General features: G+C 50.6%; 19 protein-coding genes. 9 read left to right on the top strand and 10 right to left on the bottom strand.

What is annotated here, in order from left to right:
- Nucleotides 1-182 precede the first annotated feature (182 nt).
- The 7 genes from ACN0R1_RS19845 to ACN0R1_RS19815 form a co-directional block, all read right to left on the bottom strand.
- Nucleotides 183-1,079: an amino acid ABC transporter substrate-binding protein gene (locus ACN0R1_RS19845; protein WP_417585915.1), complete on the bottom strand. Its 897-nt coding sequence runs from the start codon at nt 1,077-1,079 to the stop codon at nt 183-185.
- Between the two features lie 11 nt (nt 1,080-1,090).
- Nucleotides 1,091-1,972: an amino acid ABC transporter substrate-binding protein gene (locus tag ACN0R1_RS19840; RefSeq protein WP_417585914.1), complete on the bottom strand. Its 882-nt coding sequence runs from the start codon at nt 1,970-1,972 to the stop codon at nt 1,091-1,093.
- 16 nt (nt 1,973-1,988) lie between these two features.
- Entirely contained in the window at nt 1,989-3,425 is a 1,437-nt protein-coding gene (locus ACN0R1_RS19835; protein ID WP_417585913.1) for a diguanylate cyclase domain-containing protein, read from the bottom strand.
- A gap of 373 nt (nt 3,426-3,798) precedes the next feature.
- On the bottom strand, nt 3,799-5,109 hold the full coding sequence (locus tag ACN0R1_RS19830) for an aminotransferase class V-fold PLP-dependent enzyme (protein WP_417585912.1): 1,311 nt from the start codon (nt 5,107-5,109) through the stop codon (nt 3,799-3,801).
- Between the two features lie 60 nt (nt 5,110-5,169).
- Nucleotides 5,170-6,660, bottom strand: a complete 1,491-nt coding sequence (locus tag ACN0R1_RS19825) for a tripartite tricarboxylate transporter permease (protein ID WP_417585911.1) — start codon at nt 6,658-6,660, stop codon at nt 5,170-5,172.
- Between the two features lie 35 nt (nt 6,661-6,695).
- Nucleotides 6,696-7,142 carry a tripartite tricarboxylate transporter TctB family protein gene (locus ACN0R1_RS19820; protein WP_417585910.1) on the bottom strand — a complete coding sequence of 149 codons (447 nt, stop codon included), beginning with the start codon at nt 7,140-7,142 and terminating at the stop codon, nt 6,696-6,698.
- Between the two features lie 28 nt (nt 7,143-7,170).
- Nucleotides 7,171-8,160, bottom strand: coding sequence for a Bug family tripartite tricarboxylate transporter substrate binding protein (locus ACN0R1_RS19815; protein WP_151058573.1), 990 nt, complete (start codon nt 8,158-8,160; stop codon nt 7,171-7,173).
- Nucleotides 8,161-8,344: 184 nt separating this feature from the next.
- Here ACN0R1_RS19815 and ACN0R1_RS19810 point away from each other — a divergent pair, with 184 nt between their 5' ends.
- Nucleotides 8,345-9,250 (top strand): LysR family transcriptional regulator, encoded by a 906-nt coding sequence (locus ACN0R1_RS19810; protein WP_417585909.1) that lies wholly within the window; start codon nt 8,345-8,347, stop codon nt 9,248-9,250.
- Here the strand turns inward: ACN0R1_RS19810 and ACN0R1_RS19805 are convergent.
- Nucleotides 9,228-10,136, bottom strand: a complete 909-nt coding sequence (locus tag ACN0R1_RS19805) for a LysR family transcriptional regulator (protein WP_417585908.1) — start codon at nt 10,134-10,136, stop codon at nt 9,228-9,230. The two genes, ACN0R1_RS19810 and ACN0R1_RS19805, sit on opposite strands and share 23 nt — an antisense overlap.
- An 89-nt stretch (nt 10,137-10,225) precedes the next feature.
- Between ACN0R1_RS19805 and ACN0R1_RS19800 the strand changes: the two genes are divergently transcribed.
- The 4 genes from ACN0R1_RS19800 to ACN0R1_RS19785 all read left to right on the top strand — a co-directional run bounded on the left by ACN0R1_RS19800 (nt 10,226) and on the right by ACN0R1_RS19785 (nt 14,003).
- Nucleotides 10,226-10,876 (top strand): 4-carboxy-4-hydroxy-2-oxoadipate aldolase/oxaloacetate decarboxylase, encoded by a 651-nt coding sequence (locus tag ACN0R1_RS19800; RefSeq protein ID WP_417585907.1) that lies wholly within the window; start codon nt 10,226-10,228, stop codon nt 10,874-10,876.
- A gap of 93 nt (nt 10,877-10,969) precedes the next feature.
- On the top strand, nt 10,970-11,938 hold the full coding sequence (locus ACN0R1_RS19795) for a tripartite tricarboxylate transporter substrate binding protein (RefSeq protein WP_417585906.1): 969 nt from the start codon (nt 10,970-10,972) through the stop codon (nt 11,936-11,938).
- 82 nt (nt 11,939-12,020) lie between these two features.
- Nucleotides 12,021-12,470 carry a tripartite tricarboxylate transporter TctB family protein gene (locus ACN0R1_RS19790; RefSeq protein WP_417585905.1) on the top strand — a complete coding sequence of 150 codons (450 nt, stop codon included), beginning with the start codon at nt 12,021-12,023 and terminating at the stop codon, nt 12,468-12,470.
- Between the two features lie 12 nt (nt 12,471-12,482).
- Nucleotides 12,483-14,003, top strand: coding sequence for a tripartite tricarboxylate transporter permease (locus tag ACN0R1_RS19785; RefSeq protein WP_417585904.1), 1,521 nt, complete (start codon nt 12,483-12,485; stop codon nt 14,001-14,003).
- A gap of 100 nt (nt 14,004-14,103) precedes the next feature.
- On the opposite strand, the gene ykgO is transcribed toward ACN0R1_RS19785, so the two are convergent.
- Nucleotides 14,104-14,244: a type B 50S ribosomal protein L36 gene (gene ykgO / locus ACN0R1_RS19780; RefSeq protein ID WP_417585903.1), complete on the bottom strand. Its 141-nt coding sequence runs from the start codon at nt 14,242-14,244 to the stop codon at nt 14,104-14,106.
- Between the two features lie 12 nt (nt 14,245-14,256).
- Nucleotides 14,257-14,511, bottom strand: a complete 255-nt coding sequence (locus tag ACN0R1_RS19775; RefSeq protein WP_151058557.1) for a type B 50S ribosomal protein L31 — start codon at nt 14,509-14,511, stop codon at nt 14,257-14,259.
- A gap of 115 nt (nt 14,512-14,626) precedes the next feature.
- Here ACN0R1_RS19775 and ACN0R1_RS19770 point away from each other — a divergent pair, with 115 nt between their 5' ends.
- From ACN0R1_RS19770 to ACN0R1_RS19755, 4 genes are read left to right on the top strand one after another with little or no spacing between them, the layout of a single operon-like run.
- Nucleotides 14,627-16,162, top strand: coding sequence for an ABC transporter substrate-binding protein (locus tag ACN0R1_RS19770; RefSeq protein WP_417585902.1), 1,536 nt, complete (start codon nt 14,627-14,629; stop codon nt 16,160-16,162).
- Nucleotides 16,159-17,097 (top strand): ABC transporter permease, encoded by a 939-nt coding sequence (locus ACN0R1_RS19765; RefSeq protein WP_417585901.1) that lies wholly within the window; start codon nt 16,159-16,161, stop codon nt 17,095-17,097. Before ACN0R1_RS19770 ends, ACN0R1_RS19765 begins: the two co-directional genes overlap by 4 nt.
- Nucleotides 17,094-17,900 (top strand): ABC transporter permease, encoded by an 807-nt coding sequence (locus ACN0R1_RS19760; protein ID WP_417585900.1) that lies wholly within the window; start codon nt 17,094-17,096, stop codon nt 17,898-17,900. The genes ACN0R1_RS19765 and ACN0R1_RS19760 overlap by 4 nt, the downstream gene beginning before the upstream one ends.
- Complete coding sequence (locus ACN0R1_RS19755; protein ID WP_417585899.1) at nt 17,897-19,288, top strand: ABC transporter ATP-binding protein; 1,392 nt, start codon at nt 17,897-17,899, stop codon at nt 19,286-19,288. Before ACN0R1_RS19760 ends, ACN0R1_RS19755 begins: the two co-directional genes overlap by 4 nt.
- Nucleotides 19,289-19,422 lie beyond the last annotated feature (134 nt).

Raw genomic sequence — 19,422 nt, 5'->3', positions numbered from 1 at the left:
TCAGATGCCGGTTTGCTTTCTCGTCAGATAAGCATGGCACATTGTTAGGGGGGCGGGTCCATCTTATTTCCTACAGGATAGAGAATCCCCCATTGTAGGAGCCCGCTCCGCGGGCGATAAGGTGTTTTGTTTGTGCATTCGCCCGCGGAGCGGGCTCCCACAACAAAAGAGTCATACTTCTCCTACCTGGGGGAAACGAAGTGTTCAGCTAGCATTGTGCTCATCGGTACGTTGAGGGTTATGCCTTTGCCGGGAAGGGGTTGTTGAAACCAGCGTTGATATAGCAGTGGCATGTCCGGACTGGTATATATTTGCTCCAGCGCGGTATTCACTTGTTCAGCAAAGGCGTCATCACCCAGTCGCATCATAAAGCCCAGAGGTTCCATCGGGGAAACGGCTTCATCAGATAGCGCGTATCTTTCAGGATGATCTGATTCAGCAATCATAGTGCTGAGTAATATATCATCCATAGCGAAAGCAGCTACGCGGCCCTCGGATACTAATTTAAATGCTTGCTGTAATGTTTCAACTGGAACAACCGACAGGTGCAGTTGTTGCTGGCGATTTGCCTGGTTAATCTGACCGACATTGACCGTGCCGCGTGCTACGCTGACACTACGTCCAGACAAGTCCTGTAGGGTTTTAAAGTTGTTCTTCTGCAGTGATACGTAGCGCACGGAAACAAAAAAATGGCTTAGGGCAAACTGTGCGCTGTGCCGACGCTCAGGCGTATTCGTGCTGGCATTACACTCAATATCGATATCACCACTATTCAGCAACATCACCCGGTTACTTGGTGTGCGTGGTACATAGGTTATATCAAGTGAGGGAAGGTTCAATTGCACTTGCAGTTGTTGAGCTACACGTTGGCAAATATCGATAGAGTAGCCGACTACTTCGTTGCTCAGTTCATCCACATAAGAGAAGGGAGCTGTATCACCATAGCCAACACGCAATACGCCGGTCGCCTTTATCCGTTCAAGTGTATTAATCGGTGTCGTTGTCTGCGCCTGTGCAGTTATTCCACCGAGCAGTATTACCAGTAAGCTACAGCCTAAGATCAATAAACTCCGGCGCATCACACACCTCCTCACTTTTGGTGCTGTTCGGGGTTGGCGAATATAGCGGCAAGTTCTGGCGCTAACGGCAGATTCAGTACATGGTTATCGGGTGGGACAGGTTGTAAAAACCATTTTTCATACAGAGTGAAAATAGTGTCACTTTGATAAATATCGCCTAGCGCTTTATTGACCTGCTCAACAAACACAGCATCATCAAGTGGCATCATCAGGCCATAGGGTTCTGGGCTACTCAGGGTGGCGTCAGAAATTCGAAAGGCTGTAGGGTCGGTGGCTGTCGACACTAAACCGGCTAACAAAATATCATCCATCACGAATGCAGACGCCTGCTCTGAGGCCACCATGGAAAAGGCTTCCTCATGATCACGGCTGAGCATCACCGAAATGTTCAGCCCCTGGGTACGATTGAGTTCATTGAGCTGTGCAATATTAATGGTACCTGTTGTGGATACGACACTCTGGCCAGCTAAATCCTGCAAGCTATTCATCTGCTTTTCGGCTAACGATACATAGCGTGTGGCTGTCAGAAAATGCGGGTAAGAGAAAGCCGCTTGGCGGCGGCGCTCCGGCGTATTGGTGGTTACGCCACACTCGATATCCACTTCACCATTGCGTACTAAAATAAACCGATTGGCGGGCGTGACGGGTACAAAGGTCACCTTGAGTTCATTTAAGCCCAGGTTTTTTTCCAGCCCTTCAATAACATTTAAGCAAAGATCAATTGCATAGCCGGTCGGTTGACCGTTAACCAAGTAGGAGAACGGAATCTCGCTGCTGCGATGCCCGATAGTAATTTCCCCAGTCGAAACAATATGTGACAGGGTTGGCGAAGAGGCTATCAGGTCATGGGCAGCCGCTGTTTGCCCTATCGCGCTAGTTACTAATATAGCCATTAGCCATTTCATAGTCTTACCTTTTATCAATGACCCAGGCGTCCATGGTCATTCCCTCAGTATAGAGCATATAGCAATCACGCCCCTTCGCCTTGGCCGCATAGAGTGCCAAATCGGCCTTGCGCAGCAGATCATGGCTGTTGTCACCATCGATGGGTGCATTTGAGATACCCACGCTGACGCCGATTTGAATGTTCTGCTCATCAATTAGAAAGGGCTTACGCAGAGCAGAAACAATATTTCCTGCCAGCGCCATAGCTTCATTCGGTGCGTTAACAATCACCTGTTGAATAATGGCAAACTCATCACCGCCAAGGCGCGCGACTAAATCATTTGGGTTGAGAAGAGTCTGCACCCGCTGACTGGCTTCTACCAGCAGTGCGTCACCTGCACCGTGCCCCAAACTATCATTGACGGCTTTAAAATGGTCGAGATCAAACAACATGACATTAAATACTATGCCTTGATTTAAGGCCTGTAGTGCTGCTTTTAGGGCATCATTCAATTGCACTCGATTGGGTAGTTTGGTCAAAGCATCGTGGTGGGCAAGATGTTGATAACGAAGGGCTTCGTCTTTTACTTCAAGCAAGTGCTCACGTTCAATGACTTTTTTACGCAGGGCATTGATAGCCTTGGCCATATCGCCGATTTCATCATTACGCTCCGTATAAGGTGTTTGGTGCGTGGTTTGATTTCTGGCTATATCTGTTAGTGCTTTAACGAGGATAGGAACGGGTTTGAAAAATTGGCGCATCAACACAGTCACCAGCAGCGCTGTGGCGATCAATACGACCAATAGTGCCACAAAAACTTTGCCAATCAGATCGTTGTGTATCCGGTACAGTCCTTCTTTCTGACCAATGGTTGACGCTACAACGCCCATTAATTGGTTATCAGCGCTGACAATGGGCAGTGAGCTAATAAAATGCTCTTCATAACCAATTTTGGCGAATCCAACATAAAAATCAGTGGCGTTGGTGTTTGTCTGCCAAGCCGCTACTGTTAAGCTGGCTGGCGAGTCTGTCGACCCATTAAGCGCATCGGCCACGACCTTGAAGGAACCATCGGCAGACTTGGCAAATAACCACACATTATTGCGAGTTTGTGCACTAGCCAAAGCCAAGACATCAACGGGACTGAACCCGGTTTCAAGCACCGACTCTTCATCACCAATTGGGCGCTGGGAAATAATATGTGTGACTTGGCCGGTGTCATCCGTGGCTACGGCGACAGAGGTATAAATGCGCCGAATAGTCGCGCTGACAATTTGTGCATTAACCTGGGCTTCGCGCTTCCATTGTTCACGCGCCCCGCGTTCCACCATGAAAAAACCCGATAACGCTCCAGTCAAATACGCAAATAATACGCCTAGCAGCATAAACATCACCACCTTACCTACAAGGGTATGATGCCAAGGAAGTCCTGTAGCGTCAGCATGCTGGCGTTCTTGCATAGAGTCCGATTCCTTTATTGCAACAACCTGGTTACCAGGGAGTCATTACGATGAGCAATCCTCTCTTTAACGAGATATTTTGACCATGATTTGCTTCGATAAGCGCATAAGGTCCATTCAGCTTGAGTGGTTAAAATATCACTAAATGCGGGAATATGTCTTAAAAAAAATCACAGTGAATTTGGGATATAGTCAGTATCAGACGGGTGATGTGGGGGTGATGGGCAGAAATGTATTTAAACCTGAGGCTTAAAATGCCCAGGGTACAGACAGCTTGAGACGCTGTGCCATCAGCACCTTCTGCGCCCCTGCCCACTTAACAATAAGCAGGCAGGGTGCTGACATATCCCAAAGCCTCAAAGGGACGCTGTATTTACGACAAGATCTCCTCTAAGGCGGCTAAACACGCATCAATTTCTTCTGCACTGTTGTAATGGGCTAACGAGATACGGGTGACGGCCTTAAGCCCCAGTGGGCGGAGAATATTACCCGAAAAGACATCATCACTGCGGGCATGCACGCGTATTCCACGTCTGCCGAGCTCAGCGACGATATACTTAGCCTCGTACTCAGCGATTGCAAATGACACGACTCCTTCACGGTGAGGGGTGTCTGCAGGACCAATCAGTTTTACCCCAGGATACGAGCTGAGCCCGGCTAAGCCTGTACTGCCGTTAATCAATCGATCGACTAATGCGCGCTCGTGGTTACGTATCGCATTGCCTGCCGCGATCAGTCCAGCCCGACGTGAAGCCGCATCGGTAAAGTGTCCACCCAGCCATACCAGGTAGTCGACCATAGCGCTAATTCCGATCAAGGCGGAGGGGTCGCGGCTACCTAATTCCCATGCATCAGCAGGTTTGCCTATCAGTTTGTCGTGTTCGGTTAGGCTCAGGCGCTTGGACACCCAGGCATAGCCATTATTAAAACGACAGAACGCCTTATAGGGTGAAATAACATAGGCATCCACACCATAGGTTTCTACATTGAGTAAACCATGGGGTGCATGTTGGATACCATCAACGATGATGATGCATTCAGGAGCAATCTGGCGGATGCTTTGGGCTATCTCCGCGATATCCATGCTCATTCCTGTTACTGGACTGGTATGCAGGATGGTGGCGATGCGGGTATCGGCACGTACATACTTGGCATAGTGTGCGGCCGTCACGCGCCCTGCATCGATATCGAAAGGAACCTCAATACAATCACGGTTGGTGCGTTGGGCCCATTGACGAGTCGCATCATAGGTGGCGGGATGTTCGATTGTGCAGGTGACAAAGTTACCGCCTGCTTCAGCCGAGAGGGCGGCGGCACGGATTAATCGAAACAGGCATTCTGTCCCTGTTTCGCCACCAAAAATCACACCATTGTCTGGGCTTGTACCGAAAAAAGTCATCAAGTCGTTGCGACCCGCAGCGACTATCGCGGATATAGCATGAGAGGCGGGGTTATCGCGGTGTTCGTTATCGGGAATGGCCGCAATGTCGGCCCCTTGGGTAACTACCGACTTAAGCGTCAGTGAGCCACCGGCGTTTTCAAAGTAGGTGCGCTTGCCACTATAAGGACAGGTGTCGACATGTAAGAAACGCTCCCGTACCTGAGCCAATAGTTCATTGGGTAACAGGACGCCTTGGGTTGAATGGGCTGGGGCTGCTGTATTGAGAAAAGTTGTAGTACTCATGATAGTTGTCAGCATCTCAAATGATTAGATGTGGGTTTGCTTGTTGGGTACAAGGTCTAGTTATTGCTGGGTGTTGCGTCGACGCCATTGGCTCCATAACGGATACGCCAGAGCCAGCACTACCAGAACGCAAAGTGTTAGCGACAGTGGCCGAGTAAAGAACGTGGTCAGGTCCCAGTGCGAAATTTGCATCGAGCGGCGAAAGTTAACCTCAAGAATTGGTCCCAGGATGAGGGCAATAACTAAGGGGGCCGCAGGATAACGCCAGCGCTCCATGAAATAGCCCACCACACCGAAAGCGACAACCAGCCAGACGTCAAACATCTCGTTACGTAGCGCATAGGTACCGATCACGCTGAATACCAGAATCATCGGCCCTAATACCGCACCAGGGACTTTGGTGACAATGACCAGATAGCGGCACAGCCACAATCCCAAAATCGCAAAAAGTATGTTGGCCAGTAACAGCGAGAGGATTAGGGTATAGGTTGTCTCCGCGTGTTGGGTAAACAGGCTGGGTCCCGGGATTAGCCCGTGGATTGTTAACCCGCCGATAAAGACCGCCGTGACCGCGTTCCCAGGAATACCCAGCGTTAGGGTAGGAATTAATGTACCACCTGTGACGGCATTGTTTGCTGATTCAGAAGCGGCAACTCCTTCTAGCTCACCCTTGCCAAAGTTTTCCGGTGTGCTCGAATGACGGCGTGCTTCGTTGTAAGAAATAAATGACGCAATGCTGGTGCCCGCGCCGGGCAAAATCCCAACAACTGAACCTATGACAGAAGAGCGCAATAATGTGCGTAGGCAGCGTTTCATGTCGGACCATAACGGCAGATTACGCCCTTGGAGTTGGGGCCCTTTACCGGTTAGTACACCCGCACTTCTGGGTACGCACAGATTAAATGCTTGAGAAACTGAAAAAAGCCCGATGAGTACCGGTAGCAAGGGCACGCCATCAAACAGTTCGCGTTGGCCAAAGGTAAAGCGCTGCGCACCAGTGAACGCATCCAGCCCTACACTCGCCAATATCAGGCCTATTGCCGCTGAGAGCACACCCTTTATAGGTTGATCCGAGGCGACACCGACGATGGTTACGAGCCCGAATATAGCTAAAACCGTGTACTCTTGTGGTCCGAATGCGAGGGCAACAGTCGAAAGAGGAGGAGCAACAGTGATCAATACAACCACACTGAAGAGCCCACCGAAAAGTGAGGCCAGTGTAGCCATGCCTATGGCTTCACCCCCTCGTCCAGCCATAGCTAATGGGTAGCCATCCAGCGCTGTGGCGATAGATGCATCTGTGCCAGGGGTGCGCAATAGAATGGCGGTAATAGAGCCACCGTAAACTGAGCTAACGTATACGGCACCCAGTAGAATCAGTGCCAGATCTGGCGGCATGCTGAAGGTGATGGGAATACAAAGCGCAACGCCCATGGTTGAAGAAAGTCCTGGCAAGGAGCCGATGGTCATTCCGGCCAAGGTGCCAAGTAACAGGGTTAACAGCGCCATCGGTGTCAGAATATTACCGAGTGCTACAAACAGTATATCCATAGAAATAGTCTCTTGGGTGTTTGTGAGGAAAGCTGTTAGTTGGCTAGCCAATTCCAGAGCCCGCCACCAGGTAGAGGGACTGAAAGTAAGTGCACAAAAACGGCATAGATAAGGGCAGAAAAGGACACGGCAAGTATTAGGGCCGCGGGCCATCGTAAGTCACTCAGGCAGCATAAACTAACCAGTAGAAATACAATCAACGCAACAAATGTTCCAATACTTATCATCAGCCCTAATAACCCCAGCACGCATAGACCCCAGAGGGTGAAACGTTGCCAGGCAACTGGGGGCTGGGATTCATCAGGGAGTTTGCGGCGAAACGAATTGACTCCGATGCCCAAACAGGCAAGCCCCCCAAGTGAACCGGCGATCACGGGGAAAACCCCCGCATCGCCGCGCATGTCAAGCCCGACCCAGACTACACCAGCGCACAAGGCTCCAATCAAAACGGCCAGGGTGCGGTCAATTTTGTTCAGTGGCATAGAGCGAGTTCTCCTAACGGGTTTTAAATCACTGCTCAATCCAAGGTTCCTGGTCCCAAAGGGCTTTTAGCCGATCATGACTTTCGTGGATGAAGTCAACGTAGTCTTGTCCATAAATAGGGTTAACAGGCATGTTAAGCTGCTCCATTTCGGCAAGAAACTCCGGATTCTCTACCACCTCACGGGTCACAGATAACAGCTTGTCATACACTGGTTGCGGCACATTAGCCGGTACAGCAAAGCCGCGTGATGCTGCCGCTAGAACGTCATAACCTTGTTCTTTACCGGTCGGGACAGCCGAAATCGCATCGATTCGTTCATTTGACCAGACGGCTAAGCCCCGTACTTTGCCCTCATTGATCTGGTTTACCACTTCCGACATGTTGCCTTCAAAAGCCGTAATGTGCCCACCAAGCAGCGCGGCCGTTGCTTCAGCATTGCCGCTGTAAGAGACAAAATTAAGGTCGATATCAGCTTCTTTGGCAAAGTTGAGTGCAGCCAGGTGGTCGTCACCCCCAATGCCTTCGTGGGATACAACTACGGATTTTGGATCTTCCCGTACCGCTGTTACAAAACTTTCCAGCGTTTGATAGGGGCTGTCGGTGGCTACTGCCAAAACACCTGGATCGGTAATGATATTGGCCAGAGGGCGAATATCATCAAGGGAATAACCCACAGTACCTTCACGGGTGAAAGGATAAACTTCGACTACTGGCGAGTTAATTAAGCCAAGGGTATAGCCGTCGGGTGCCGCATTGGCCAAGTGGACCCATCCCAACTCGCCACCAGCCCCCGGTCTGTTAACCACGACTATTCGCTGGCCGAGTTCTTCTTCAGCGTACTTCGCGAAGATGCGTGCCATCGTATCGGTACTACCCCCGGCACCGAAGGCGACAATCAACTGAATTGGCTTGTTGGGGAAGTCCTCAGCTACGGCTGATGTACTCAGTCCGCTAACCAAGATTGCCGTCATCGCACTCAGGATCAATTTTTGCTTGAATTTAAACTGTGCCTTCATCGTCTTATTCCTTGTTACTTTTATAGTTTTAAAGCTATGTAGGGCAGTAGGGTGCTCGTTAGAAGTATTTTTTAAGGCCTGACGCCATTGAGCACCTGTGTTCTAGTTAAAAGCATTCTATACTTTCAAAAAAGCGAATAAAATTCATAAAATATAAGTCGAAATATTCATATATGGGACATCTATGCTGACTCTTAAGCAACTCGAAACGTTTGTACAGGTGGTTGAGCTAGGTACATTTGAAAAGGCTTCACAGCGGCTCAATGCAACACAATCAACTGTTTCTAAAAGAATTTCAGAGTTGGAGCAGGCAACAGGACTGCATATTTTTGATCGCTCACAGCGTAATGCACGTTTAACCGAAGAGGGTGAGCAACTGCTAGAGCTGGCCTACCTAACTATAGATAGCGCCAATAAAATTCGTGAACTCAATAAGCAACCGGAGAGTAAACTTCACCGGATCCGTATTGGCTTTACCGAACTGACCGCACTGACTTGGCTGCCTGGATTTTTGCGGGAATACACTCTTGAGCGACCGGACATCCGCTTAGACGTCACTATTGATATGAGCCGTACGCTCTACCAGCAGTTTCAGGATGGTGAACTGGATTTAGTGGTCATACCGCTCGTCCCGGAAGTGTTTGCTCAGCCAGGTGTGGAAACGCTGCTGTTAGAGAAGGTGGAAATGGCGTTTATGGCCAGGGCTGGTTTAGTGGATGGGCCGCGGCCTTTGCCCATCAGTAAACTGGAATCCTATACCCTGATAAGTCAGGGCAAGCGCTCCGGGTTTGCTCAAGATGTGAATCGTTGGATTTCACACCAAGGAATGGCCTCGCCCGTGCAGATCACCGATAATTTACTGGCTCTGGTCGGTTTGGTCACTGCTGGGCGTGGTATCAGCGTGCTGCCAAAACTTTGTGTGCAGCGCTTTGCTCAAACACAGGATTTGGAGATATTAGAGACCCTGCCTCAGCCCCCAACGATCGGCTACTACGCGTTATACCACAGCGGTATTCGGGTCTCATTGCTTGAAGAAGTAGCCCTTCGTCTTGGTAAAGCGGCCGATTTCACGCGTCCTTTTTTTGTGTAGTTGTATTCGCGATAAGCATTTTTATAAAGTTATCCAAGAGTGGGTTGGCTTCGTCTTTGCGTGTGACCGCAACAAGTGTGGTACTGATATCAATGTCATCGACAGGTAGAAAGACCACATCCCTTCGATTGTTTGGCGTGATCGAACCACTGACCAGGGTTCCACCGAGCCCGGCACCTACGAGCGCCAACGCGGTATGAATTTCAATGGCCTCATGGGTTACCGTCGGACGTATGCCTTTTTCCTCAAGATGTGTCAGAATTTTTTGCCCGAATGGGCTACGAGGATCCTTAGGGTACAGAATGAAGGGCAGTTGCTTGAAGGCACTGATAGGGAAGGTATCAAGCTCCGCAAGTGGATGATCAATTGGCAAGGCCGCCATAAACGGGTCGTTAATGATCACTTCATAGTGCATGTCCGCATGGCGTTCGAACAGGCCGATAAAACGTGAAATACCGACATCAATACGGTGTTGCCTTAAGCCTTCTTCCTGATATTCAGACAGTACCTCAACAAGATCCAGGTGAACCTCTGGATTTTGTGCTCGGTAATTCTTGATAACAGAGGGCAACAATGAAAAAAGAGTTGATCGAATAAAGCCAATCCCAAGCCACCCGCCACTGCCACTGGCGACTTGTCTGGACTCTTCCTCTAAGCGTGTGGCCTGAATTAACAATTCTTTTGCCCGAGGGTAAAAGAATTTTCCGAGTGACGTGAGCTGCATGGGCCGAGTTGAGCGATCAAACAGCTCTCCTCCCAGGTTCTGTTCCAGCAACGTAAGCTGTGCACTGATGGCTGTCGGCGCGACAAATAAGCGTTTTGCCGCGGCACTGCCTCCACCGGCATCGACGACCTCACAGAAGTAGCGTATCTGACGTAGATTCATTTTTAGTGAACTTTCCTGCGTAATTAGCTGATTGATTAAAGATAATCAATATATGATAGTGAGGCTGAGGTCAACTCAGGAGTATAAAAATGATAAATAAAACCAACTTTACCGATCTCGTTTCACAACTCAGCCAGTTCGGTAGCGCTTCCATTTATGAAGCACAAGGCGCCCGTGGCGCTTTAGATAGTGGCATGAAGCCACTGTGTAGCAGTATGCAGGTGTTTGGGTCGGCATTTACAGTCGATATTCGTCCTGGTGACAATCTTATGTTGCACTATGCCTTACTGCATGTGCAGCCTGGAGATGTGTTGGTGGTGGACGCCAAGCGTTTCGTAGAAGCTGGCCCCTGGGGCGATATCCTAACCGAGCAAGCCATCAAGAAAGGCGTGGCCGGTCTTGTGATTAACGGTGCGGTTAGGGATGTCCAGACCATTAAAGCACTCGGTTTTCCGGTATTTTGTCAGGGTATTAGCATCAAAGGCACTGCCAAGAAGCAGCTTGGAAAGATCAATGTGCCAATTTGCATTGGTGATACGTTGATTAATCCAGGTGATTTCATTTTTGGTGACGCCGATGGGGTTGTTGTGGTCCCACGGCAGGACATCGCCACGGTGCTGCAGGAAACCCAGTTGCGCGAAAAAACGGAACAAGACTTTCGAACAAAAATCAAGGAAGGCGGCAGTACAGTCGACTTGCTCGGTTTACAAGACACACTAAAGCGATTACAGCTGATGTAACATCGGCCCCTTAAGCGTTAGAACCTAATCATTTTCGTTATTAAATAACTATAAATAAGCACTGCAGACAACAGTGCAAACGAGGAAAAAACAATGAAAACTATAAAAAAAGTGGGCATGTTTGCCTGTATTTCACTTCCAATTGCTCTGTGCGCTAGCATCTCATGGGCAGATTCTTATCCAGAACGGCCAATCTCTACGATTATTTCATTTGGTGCGGGTGGCAATACGGACGTCGGCGCACGTATCCTGTTCCCCGCCGTAGAGCGTGAGCTGGGAGTTCCACTGAATATTATCAATCGCCCTGGTGGCGGTGGCTGGGTGGGTTGGACGCAACTGCTCAATTCATCCAATAACGGTTACACCCTGGGATACATTAATACACCTAATCTGATTACTGGCTATATGGATCCACAGTATCGGCGTGATGTTGATCTGGATAACTTCGAGCTTATCGCCAACCATGTGACTGATTATGGCGTTATTTCGATTAATAAAAATGAGACACGCTTTGACAATATTGATGAGCTGGTTAACTTTGCTCAGTCTAATACGCTGACAGCTTCAACCACCGGCGCGAATGGTGACGACCATATTGCCATGCTAAAAATGAATCACCATTACGCTACCCAGTTTGTGCCTGTGCATACAACGGGTACAGCTGAGCAGCGCGCCGCGATTCAGGGCGGCCATGTAGATGTAAATTTCTCTAATGTTGGTGATACCAACATGGCCCATCGCAATGGTGATTTAAAGATTATTGCCATCATGGCGCCTGAACGTTCAGATTTTATTCCAGATGTTCCTACGCTTGAGGAGATGGGATATTCAGGAGTAATCTCCTGGTCGGCGCGAGGTATAGCTGCGCCTAAGGGTATCGATCCCGTTCAACTGGAACTATTGCAGGAAGCCTTTATCACTGGCATGCAAGATCCTGAACATTTAGCCAAAATGGCAGAAATGGGATTGAAGGTAGATATCCGTACCGGTGATGCCTATCGCGAAATGCTTGAAGAGGAAGAAGAAGGCGTTCGCGCGCTAGGAGAATTACTGGGCTGGTAAGTCCAGCAGGCCGTGATGTCTCATTGCATCACGGCGATCCATTCAACTAGGCAAAACTTTACAACAATAAATAGGGTGCCTTATGAAAGCTTTACACTCTGATCTGGTCATCGGATTGGTTATGTTGCTCTTCTCGATAGCCTTCTACAGCCTCTCGGCTCAGATGCCTGCTGATCCAGCGGTATTTCCTAAACTGATTCTGGTCACCTTCGCGGTTTTTTCGCTGTTCATCGTTTGGACTGGCATAGTTAAAACACTGGCCAGCAAAAAACAGGGGACTCAACACCTTGCTGTGTTTGAGAATATAAGCGGTCCCATCGTCACGTTCGTGGCGCTATGCATTTATGTGGCCTTGATCAGTATTCTGGGCTTTTTTGTTGCCAGTTCGCTCACGGCGGTATTTTTCATGCTCTATTTCGGGGTGAAATCTTACCTACAAGTGCTGTTGGTGCTGGTCATCATGAATAGCTTTATTTATATGCTCTTTGTTTGGCAGTTACGCATCTCCCTTCCCACTGGGTTATTGCTGTAAAGGAGAGAGATCATGCAAGTCGATACTACCCTGTTGTTGTCAGTGCTGGCGCAGTTAGCCTCTCCGGATGTTATCTTGATGCTGTTTGTCGGTGTACTTGGCGGCATTTTTCTCGGCGCTTTGCCTGGGTTGAGCGCTACCATGGGCATCGCGTTACTGATTCCGGTCACTTTTGGCATGCAGCCTGTGGCCGCACTGGTGTTGCTTTCTGCTATTTATGCTTCTGCCGTCTACGGTGGGTCTATCACCGCTATCTTGATCCATACACCTGGCACACCGGCATCTGCCGCGACGGCCATGGATGGCTATCAGATGACGCTGCGTGGCGAGGGCCTTAAAGCCTTGGGAACCTCTACTATCTGTTCGGTGATTGGCGGTATAGTCAGTGTTGTGGCATTACTGCTGTTGGCACCACCTTTGGCTCAAATTTCATTACGCTTCAGCGCCCCCGAGTATTTTCTGATCGCCATCTTTGGTTTGACGATTATTGGCAGCCTTTCCAGTGGTGCAATGGCGAAAGGGCTTGCTGCAGGTCTGTTAGGCTTGTTGATCAGTCTGGTGGGTGTGGATGTTATGACCGCTTACCCTCGCTTTACCTTTGGTGTTGGGGAGTTGGAGAGTGGCATTTCACTGATTCCTGCCATGATCGGCCTGTTTTCCATTTCCCAGGTCATGATTCAGGCAGAAAAACTCCATGGCGCTAAAGACCTTACCCCGGCTCCTGAACTGGTCGGCCACCTCTTTCCCAGTCGTGCCGAGTGGCGACGACTTCGGGGCACAATTTCACGCTCATCAATCATTGGGGTGTTGGTCGGCTGCTTGCCCGGTGCGGGAGGCGATGTGGCCTCATGGGTGGCCTACAATGAAGCCAAGCGTAGTTCCAAAAACCCAGAAAACTATGGCAAAGGCGAGATTGAAGGCTTGGCTGCAGCGGAAACAGCTAATAATGCGGTCACAGGTGGGGCCATGATTCCTTTACTGACACTGGGCATTCCTGGCAGTGCCGCCACCGCCGTGATGCTCGGGGGCCTCTACATTCATGGCTTGCAACCTGGGCATGAGCTGTTTACCGTTAATGCCCATATCGTCTATGCCATCATTGTCGGGCTGCTGCTGGCAAATATATTGATGGGTATTGTGGGCTTGGCATTGGCAAAACAGGTGGTCAAGGTGGCTTCGGTTCCGTTTGCCATTCTTGCACCGATCATCGTGGTGCTATCGGTTGTCGGTTCCTACACCATCAACAACAGTATGTTTGATGTATATGTGATGGTGGCCTTTGGCTTACTGGGATACCTGATGAGAAAAACCGGCTTCTCAACCGCCGCTATAGTGCTTGCGATGATACTGGGCGCTATGGCTGAGATCGGCTTCCGGCAGTCCTTGGTGATGTCCAAGGGTAATCTGCTGGGCTACTATTTCGACCGGCCATTTTCGCTGCTGATTATGGGACTGATTCTGCTGGCGTTGGTGTCACCGCTGCTCATTCGGTGGAAACGCAACAGAGCACTGCAGGCACTTCAGCGTTCCTAGTCAACAGGATTTAACGCCATGACTCTGGCAGGATAAAACCAGGGTCATGGTCACCCCGCTAAAAACTACTAACCGTAAACCGGGTGTCAGTAGCGCAAGATCAACGCTTATTAACTCCTCCCTGGCGTGCCTTGAAGCGTGGATTGCTTTTGCAAATCACATAATAGCGGCCGCGGCGCTTAACCACCTGGCAATCTGGATGGCGGGTCTTGGCTGTTTTGAGTGAACTGAGAACTTGCATGACCGTTGCTCCTTATTTCAGGCTGCGTGCTTTGAAGCGTTTGTTGAACTTAGCAATTTGCCCTTCGTTGCTGGCTATACGTTTTTCACCTGTATAGATCGGATGTGAAGCACTGGAAATATCCAGATTAATCAAGGGATAAGTTTTTCCGTCTTCCCACACGATGGTGTCGTTTGACTGACAGGTTGAGCGGATGCGGAAAGATCGGTTGCAGCTGGTATCTCGAAATACCACATAATCGTATTTTGGATGTATGTCTTTTTTCATGCTGACCTCATGAGTTATAATATAACATTTCATTTAGTTATTGAAACTCATTATCATTTAAATGTAAAGTGCTGACCTTGGTCTTTTGTAACAAACCACTCTGAGGAAAATTTCCATGCATAACCTGAAGCGGCTGGTCTGGTTCGGGATGTTATTCGGCATCCTGTTCCATTCAAGCATTTTTGCACAACCTGCGAATAACCATTTGACGGTCGGTGGACCGTTTGAATTTACCAGCCTGAACCCTTCTCAGAATGGTTATGTTTTTACCCGCATGGGGGTGGTGGAAACCCTGGTGGATGTGTCACCGGAGGGTGAGCTGCTACCGGGTCTGGCAACCCACTGGGAGGTATCAGAGGATCGACTGAGCTGGCGTTTTTATCTTAGAGATGACGTGGTTTTCCATGATGGACGTTTGATGGATGCCACGAGTGTAGTTAACAGCCTGGAAGGTGCGCGTCAGCAGCATGGCACCCTGGCTCAGGTGCCGGTCGATCAGCTACAGGCTGGGGATGGCGTTGTTGAGATTACCCTAAGCTCGCCTTACCATTTGCTGCCGGCGGTACTGGCGCATTATGCCAATGTGGTGATTTCACCCGATTCCTTCGATGAAGAAGGTCGAGTCACTCAGTTGCTAGGGAGTGGCTCATTTCGTCTTACCTCTGTTGCACCACCACATAAGTTAAGAGTGGAACGTTTTGAGGAATACTGGGGGCAGGTAGCATCCATTGCTTCGGCTGAGTACCTGACGGGCCATCGTGGTGAAAGTCGTGTATTGCAAGCACGCAGTGGTCAGACAGACATCAGTTATACCATTGACCCGGCCAGTACCGGCATTTTGAGCCGCGTCAGCCATGTGAATCTGCACTCTGAGCTGATACCGCGATCCATATTAATCAAGGTTAACAGTGGCCACCCCTACCTCAAAGAGGTGGAAGCACGTCAGGCGCTGAGTCTGGCACTGGATAGATCGGGTATTGCCGCGGCGGTGTTACGTGCTCCGGGATCTGAGGCTAACCAGCTGATTCCAGCGCCTTTGGGCGATTGGCATGTGGCTGACTTGCCGCCGATGGAACGGGATATGCAACAAGCTACGGCCTTGCTCGATGGCCTGGGCTGGCAGTTGGGTGCGGATGGTGTGCGTGTTCGCGATAATCAGCGTTTTAGCCTGGATTTGATCACCTATGCGGATCGCCCGGAACTGACGGTGGTCGCTACGGCTATTCAGGCTCAGTTGGCCGAGCTGGGTGTTGAGGTAAGGGTATCGGTAACCAACTCCAGTGCCATACCCGCGGGTCATCAGGATGGCAGTCTGGAAATGGCGCTAATCGCCAGAAACTATGGCTTTATTGCTGATCCGCTGGGTGTCATGTTGGCTGATTTTGGTGCAGATAAGGGCGGGGACTGGGGAGCCATGCAGTGGGACAACACGGAGGTACCCGCCTTACTGAAAACCCTGGAAGAGGAAACAGACCCTCAGCGATCCCGTGAAATTTCACAAGGTATCGCCAGGATGCTGGCGGAGGAACTGCCGCTGATTCCAGTCAGCTTTTATACCCAACTGACTGCGGTTAATCAGCGTGTTCAGAATTTTCGTTTTGATCCGTTTGAGCGCAACTATTACCTGAATGAAATGGAGTTGTCGCAGTGATCCAGCGGATTCTGATCAATCGGTTGTTACAAGCCTTGATGGTGGCCTGGGGCGTCGGTTCATTGAGTTTTGTGCTGATGCGTAGCCTGCCAGGAGATATGGCTTTCCGGGTTGCAGCGGGGCGTTATGGCCAGGATAACGTCAGTGCAGAGGCGGCGGATTGGGTCAGGCAGGAACTGGGACTGGATATGCCCGCCTGGCAGGCCTATCTGAACTGGTTGCTGGATCTGTTGCAACTGAATTTTGGCGTATCGCTGATCAGTGGGGCACCCGTAATCGATGAAATCAAGCATCAACTGGGTCATTCGCTGCAACTGGCGGTTGTGGCGATTTTGCTGGCGGCACTGCTGGCATTTCCACTGGGTATCGCCTCCGGTCTGCGTGCACGTGGTTGGTTAGATCGTAGTCTGCTGGTGTTGTCATCCTTGTTGCGTGCCCAGCCGGTGTTTGTCATAGGTCTGGTGTTGATTCTGGTGTTTGCCGTTTACTGGCCACTCTTCCCCGTGGCAGGTTTTGGTAATGGCAATGACTGGGTGTTACCAGCCTTTTCGCTGGCGTTGGCGCTGGCCGCTGTGTCCAGTCGGGTGGTGCGTGACAGTACGATTCAGGTGATTGCATCTCCCTACTATCGCTTTGCTCGCGTCAAAGGGCTGACAAAATGGCAGACCTTCCGTCAGCATGGTTTGAGAAACCTCTCAGTGCCCGTTGTGGCGTTTATGGGGATCCAACTGGTGGGGTTAATCGAAGGCATCGTGATGATCGAGTCACTGTTTTCCTGGCCAGGCATAGGTCATGGGCTGGCATATGCGATTTTTTCCCGTGATGTACCCATGATTCAGGCCACCGCTTTGATGATGGGACTGATATTTGTGGCACTGAATACGTTGGTGGATCTGGCCTGTTACAAGATTGATCCGAGAGGGCGACCTGAATGAACCGATTTTCGTTTAAACTGCCGGCATTGAGTCCTTCTCAGTGGCTGGGTGCTGTCATTTTGCTGTGTATAGGGTTGTTCATTCTGCTGGAAGGCTGGTTGAATCAGAGCGATAGTGCGCGGCAGAACCTGTCTAATTTTCTTGCCGCCCCCAGTGCTGAGGAATGGCTGGGTACCGATCAATTTGGGCGCAGTATGTTGGCGCGTATGGGTGATGCGATCCGCTTGTCGCTGATGCTTAGCCTGTTTTGTGTCACCACCGCGGCGGTTTTGGGTACTGGCTTGGGTGTTTGTGCTGCCTGGTTTGGTGGGATGACCGAGCGGTTGCTGAACTTTCTGGCTAATACCCTGCTGGCCCTGCCAGGTCTGGTGCTGGTGTTGTTACTGGCTGCTATCGCACCGGGTTCCTTTATTGTGCTGTATCTGGCGATCTCGCTGGTGCTGTGGATCGAATACTACCGGGTGGTCCGAGCGCAGACACAGGTGGTGATTCGCAGTCCTCAACTGGAAGCCTCGCGTCAGTTGGGCTTTGGTCGCTGGTATCTGTTTCGTCGGCATATCTGGCCGGCTATTTGCCCTTCTGTGCTGACACTGGCGGCTTTTGGTGCCGGTAATGCCATCTTGGCTTTGGCTTCCATTGGTTTTGTGTATGTCGGATTGCAACCGCCTGTTGCTGAGCTGGGGTTAATGGTGGTGGAGTTGCTGCCTTATTACAGCGACGCACCCTGGGTATTGGCTCAGCCTATTCTGGCTATTTTCTTGCTGATACTGGGATTTAATCTGCTGGCGGGGAAAGCAAAATGAAGGATCTGTTATTAGAAGTCGATGCGCTGAGCGTTTATGCCGGTGAGACCCGTTTGCTGGAGCCGCTCAGTTGCACCCTGACAGCGTCGCAGCCCTTGACCATATTGGGTCAGACAGGCGCAGGCAAAAGCCTGTTGGCTCAAGCGATTATGGGGTTGTTACCTGAAGCCTTGAGTGTACGCGGTGATGTGCGTCTTAATGGTAAGTCACTGTTTTCTTTGTCTATATCTGAGCGCCAGGCCCTGTGGGGTCGGGTACTTTCCATGCTGCCTCAGGAGCCCTGGCATGCACTGGATCCAGTGATGCAGGTGAAACGTCAGGTGGCCGAGGTACATCACTATGTACTGGGACAGGAGCAGGACGCGGCTGAGGTGCTGGCTGAGCAGGCCTTGCAACGCCTGGGGTTGGAAGGAGCGCTAGCCAAAATCCCATCACAGCTTTCCGGGGGGATGGCACAACGGGTTGCATTTGTGGCAGCAACGGCGGCTGGAGGTCAATTGCTACTGGCTGATGAGCCCACCAAAGGCCTGGATTATGGTCGCCGGGATCAGGTGGTTGCCTTACTGCAAAGTCAGTTGGATCAGGGTGCCTTGCTGACCATTACCCACGATATTGATGTGGCGCGTCAATTGGGCGGCGATCTGATAGTAATGCGTCGAGGCCAGGTGATGGAACGAGGTCGTGTAGAAAGCGTGCTGGCAAACCCGCAGTCGGACTATACCCGCGAATTGCTGGCAGCCGACCCACAAAGCTGGACACAGGTGAAGCAACCGCTACCTGCTGCAGCACCTTTGGTGCGGGTCGAGGGGCTGGGCAAGTCGCGGGGTGGTAAGCCCTTGTTTGACGATGTGTCATTTGAGCTCTATCCACATCAGTTAACCGGACTGGTGGGCGACAGTGGTTGTGGCAAAAGCACTCTGGGTGATCTGTTGCTGGGTAATCTAAAACCTGATCAAGGGAAGGTATCCTATCAGCGTCCGTTTGCCCGGCATCAGTTACTCAAGCTTTATCAAGACCCGCCCGCGGCTTTTGCACCGGGGGTAACCTTGCAGCAACTGCTGATGGATCTGGTCAAGCTGCATCGACTGGATGCTAGCCGTATTCCGCCGCTATTAGAACGCCTGCATCTGAATCCACAACTGCTGCAACGCAGTTGTACTGAGGTGTCAGGGGGTGAGTTACAGCGAATCTCGCTGTTGCGAGCACTGCTGATGGATCCGGTGCTGCTGTTCGCCGATGAGCCAACATCACGGCTTGACCCGATCACCAGTCAACAGATCATCGAATTGTTGGTTGAAGTGGCGCAGGACTTTGCCTGTTCCGTGGTGCTGGTCAGCCATGATCCGGTGCTGGTGGAAAAAACCTGCCATCAGGTTATAGCGCTCTAGCCTGACATTCTCTGTAGGAGCACGCTACGCGGGCGAATAAATGACCCGCTTGGCTTGTTGTAGGAAATAAGATGGACCCGCCCCCCTAACAATGTGCCATGCTTATCTGACGAGAAAGCAAACCGGCATCTGAG

Origin of the sequence: Nitrincola sp., from assembly GCF_048264025.1 — a bacterium.
Lineage (GTDB): Bacteria > Pseudomonadota > Gammaproteobacteria > Pseudomonadales > Balneatricaceae > Nitrincola.
Note: the sequence above shows the minus strand (reverse complement) of the source record. Positions and strands in the feature narration are given on the sequence as shown.